Consider the following 3,828-nt stretch of genomic DNA (forward strand, 5'->3'; position numbering starts at 1 on the left):
CGACGCCGCGTTGGCCGGCGCCACGATACAGAACATCTCGGGGCGGTCGAGTTCGGCATCGGCCCAGGCCAGCGCCGCCAGCGCCGCCTCGGTGGCGTAGCCGCGGCCGTGAAAGCGCGATGCCAGCGTCCAGCCGACTTCGGGGATATCCTCGATCGGCGGGGTCATGTCGCGGCGCACTTCGAAGGCGCCGACCAAGCCGACATAGTCGCCGGTGGCTTTCTCTTCGATCGTGAACAGGCCATAGCCCCGCAGCGCCCACATGCCAATGCCGCGCACGAAGCGGCCCCACGCCTGCTCGCGGCTCATCGGGCCGCCGTGGAAATAGCGCCGGGCGATGGGGTCCTGCCACATCGCCAGCATCGCCTCGAAATCCTCTTCGCGGGCGCCGCGCAGGAGGAGGCGTTCGGTCTGCAAGGTCGGGATGGCAAGAGCGGCGATCGACATGGTGCGCATTGGACCGCGACGGCGCGGCTGGCGCAAGAGGCTACACGGCGATGTCGATCAGGGTCGTTGCGGTGCACGCCGACAGCATGGCGAGGAGATCATCCCGGCGCAGCGCCACGCAGCCGGCAGTCGGGCGCATCGCCTCGTGCGCGATGTGCAGGAAGATCGCACTGCCCTTGCCGGCCACCACCGGCGCATCGTTGTAACCAATCACCGCCAGGGCATCGTAAACCCCATCATCGCGCCACAGGCGCTCGGCGCTGGCCGCATACGGCAGATGGATGGGTTTGTTGTAGGCCGGATCGGCGGCGGCATCGCACCAGCCATCGGACGGAGTGGTGGCGACCACGGGCAGCATCGTGTGCGGCGGCGGCGGCAGCCGGTCGGGACGATAGCGCACCTCGCGCAGCGGATAGACGCCGGCCGGCGTACCGCCATCGCCTTCGCGCTTGTCCGCCACGATGCCGGAACGGCCGAGCACGCACGGATAGACGCGCCCCCTGAAGCGCAACGTGCCGGTGATGGCGCCCTTGGCGGCGCGGACCGTGATCACGCCGGCGGGTTTCGCCAGCGCATACGACGGGCCGAGCGCGACAAGTCCGGAAAGAAGCGTGCGGCGCCGGATCGCCATGTCAGCGCCCCGGCAGCGCCGACAGGAACGCCGCGGCGGCTTTGCTCAAATGGCGCTGATTGTGGGTCAAAAGCGTGAAACACCGCTCCGGCAGCGCAAACGGTACGGCATAGAGAAACCCCGCCTCCAGTCCTGCGAGCACCACCGAGGTCGACAAGATAGAAGCCGCGGCGCCGGAACTCACGGCGGTCGCCACCGCCTCGTTGGACGGCATCTCGAGCACGATCCGCAGCGCCGACGGTGCGAGCCCCGCGTCGGCAGCGACATGATCGAACACCGCCCGCGTGCCCGAGCCCTGCTCGCGCAGCACCCAGTCGGTGTCCTTGAACTGCGCCGCCGTCACCGGCTTCTTGCGCCCGGCCCAGGGATGGCTGGGGCCGACCACCAGCACCAGGCGATCGCGCGCCACCACCCGGCTGGCCAGCAGCGGCGACGACACCTCGCCTTCGACAAATCCGAGATGGGCAATGCCGCTTTCCACCGCCGCCGCGACCTGCTCGGTGTTGCCGATGGTGTAATCGATCACGACGCCCGGACACGCGGTGCGGAACGCCATCAACTGCGCCGGCAGCCAATAGGTCCCCAGCGTCTGGCTGGCATGAATGCGCAGCGTGCCGCGGGTCAGCTTGCCGAGATCGAACAGCACGCTTTCCGCCTCGCCCGCGCGCGCCAAAACCGACTGCGCCTCGTGCAGGAAAAGCGCGCCTTCCGCCGTCAGGGCGATGCCGCGGCCGACGCGGTCGAACAGCTTGACGTCGTATTGCGCCTCCAGGCTGGCGATGGCGGCACTGGCAGCCGATTGCGTCAACCCGAGCGCCGCCGCAGCACTGGTGACGTGCTGGCGTTCGGCGACCGCGATGAAGATGCGAAGCTGCTCGAGAGTCATCCGCCCGAGAGTTCCACCAAGGCGAGACTGAAACAAGCGATAAACAGCGACGCCGCCGCGCCCAGCAGCAATGGCCGCAATCCCTTGCCCGCCAGCTTGCGGATATCGGCTTCCAGGCCCAGCGCCGCCAGCGCCACCGACAGCAGAATTGCGGTCGCCAACGCGACGGCCTGGTGCACGGCAGCCGGAATGGCGACGACGCTGTTGACGACGACCAGCGCGACGAAACCGATCACGAAACCCGGCACCGCGACGGTCTGGCGCGGCCGTTGCGGATCGCGGCGCGAACCGGCCAGCAGCGACAATCCCAGCACCACCGGCGCCAGCATACCGACCCGCGCCAGCTTGGCGATGGTGCCGAACTCGCCGGCCTCGCGCCCGTCCTGAAACGCCGCGCCGACCACCTGCGCCACTTCATGAATGGAAGCGCCGGCCCACAGCCCGAAGCCGCGCGGCGCCAGATGCAGAAGCCCCGGCAGCATCGGATAGACGAACATCGCCGCCGTGCCGAACAGGGTCACGCACGCCACCGCATACGCGACGTCTTCGTCGTGTGCATCGGTCACCGTGTTTACCGCCACCACCGCCGAGGCGCCGCAGATCGAGGTGCCGGCGGCGATCAGTTCGGCGAGCTTGTCGTCCACGCCGAGGCGGCGGCCCAGCCATTTGGTCAGCAAAAACGTCGCCGCCAGGGTTGCGGCGATGATCGCGATGCCGGTCAATCCGACATCGGCGAGCTGCTGCGTCGTCAGCTGCAAGCCCAGCAGCGCCACCGCAAACCGCAGCACATGCCGCATCGCGAACTTGACGCCTGCAGCCGCTCTCCGCGGCGTTCCGATGATGTTGTGGAAGGCCATGCCGATGAGGATCGCGAGGATCATCGGGCTCATCAACGCCATGCCCGGCAATCGCCGTAGCGCAAACGCCATCGCGACCAGGAGCGCGGACAAAACAAGACCGGGAAGCAATTTCCAAACAGCTGTGAGACGCACGGCAGATTCCACACCAGACACCGCGCACAATTGGCCGAGGCGCCCAGCGCGATCCAACAGATTGTTGTTGTGGAATTGATCGGCTGAAGTTGTTGGTGGTGGCCGGCGGGGCGTTCAGCTGCATCTTCAGCCTCCAGCGCCCACCCAGCACCAGCTTGACCGCATTGCGATTGCCGAGTGGTGCACCCGCCCGCCGCGGCGCTTCAGCGACATAATTGTTCCTGCGATTTTCGCGGAGGGGAGAGGACCTTGTTCCCGGCGCACGCAACGGCCGGCGCATCGCTTCGAGCAGAAGCGACGGGGTTTGGTTTATGGCGAGCAGAGCGTCCATCGACCGTCCGGGACAAATGTCCCTCAAGAGGTGGGAACCGCGCGCGCCCGCTTCAAGATCGTTAGGGATGTAACAATTATCACGTTTTTCCGAAGCTGAGACGCGATTGCAGGGCTGGCGAGGCAGATGGAGAGAGCATTTAAGTATAGTGTCCCCTGATTACCAACAACCTCAATCGCTTATCGTGCTGTGTGCGGACATGGCGGCATTTTGCGGACGCCTGCCGCCATGTTTTGCGATGTGCAGACAATCACTTAAGCACGACCAGCGGACAGTGCTTTTATCTTGCCGATCACCCCCAAGCCCTCTCATCCCGCACCGACGTTTCTCCGGCGATCTCAAATCGCGTTCCGTTCCAACGCCAAACCACTCAAGCAGCATCGCCAACGCACCTCACAGCGCATCCCGACAGCACGCCGGACGCATTTTTAGAGAACAAATTCGGCGGCGCCGGACAGCAGCAACTTCAACGCCCGAGCATCGATCTATGCGCAAAATCGTGCGCGCCGGACGACGCCAACATCACACGCCCAAGGCACGT

Annotated in this window: 4 protein-coding genes; all 4 read right to left on the reverse strand. The window is 66.2% G+C overall.

Annotated features, from left to right (window positions below; all coding sequences use genetic code 11):
• A partial coding sequence (locus AC1P6P_RS20540; protein WP_481404313.1) for a GNAT family N-acetyltransferase occupies positions 1-456 on the reverse strand: 456 nt, incomplete at its 3' end.
• A 31-nt stretch (positions 457-487) separates the two neighbouring features.
• On the reverse strand, positions 488-1,078 hold the full coding sequence (locus AC1P6P_RS20545) for a L,D-transpeptidase family protein (RefSeq protein WP_481404314.1): 591 nt from the start codon (positions 1,076-1,078) through the stop codon (positions 488-490).
• A 1-nt stretch (position 1,079) separates the two neighbouring features.
• Positions 1,080-1,964, reverse strand: a complete 885-nt coding sequence (locus AC1P6P_RS20550; RefSeq protein ID WP_481404315.1) for a LysR family transcriptional regulator — start codon at positions 1,962-1,964, stop codon at positions 1,080-1,082.
• Positions 1,961-2,914, reverse strand: a complete 954-nt coding sequence (locus AC1P6P_RS20555) for a YeiH family protein (protein WP_481404316.1) — start codon at positions 2,912-2,914, stop codon at positions 1,961-1,963. The genes AC1P6P_RS20550 and AC1P6P_RS20555 overlap by 4 nt, the downstream gene beginning before the upstream one ends.
• Positions 2,915-3,828: the final 914 nt, after the last annotated feature.

It is taken from the genome of Rhizomicrobium sp. (assembly GCF_056722145.1).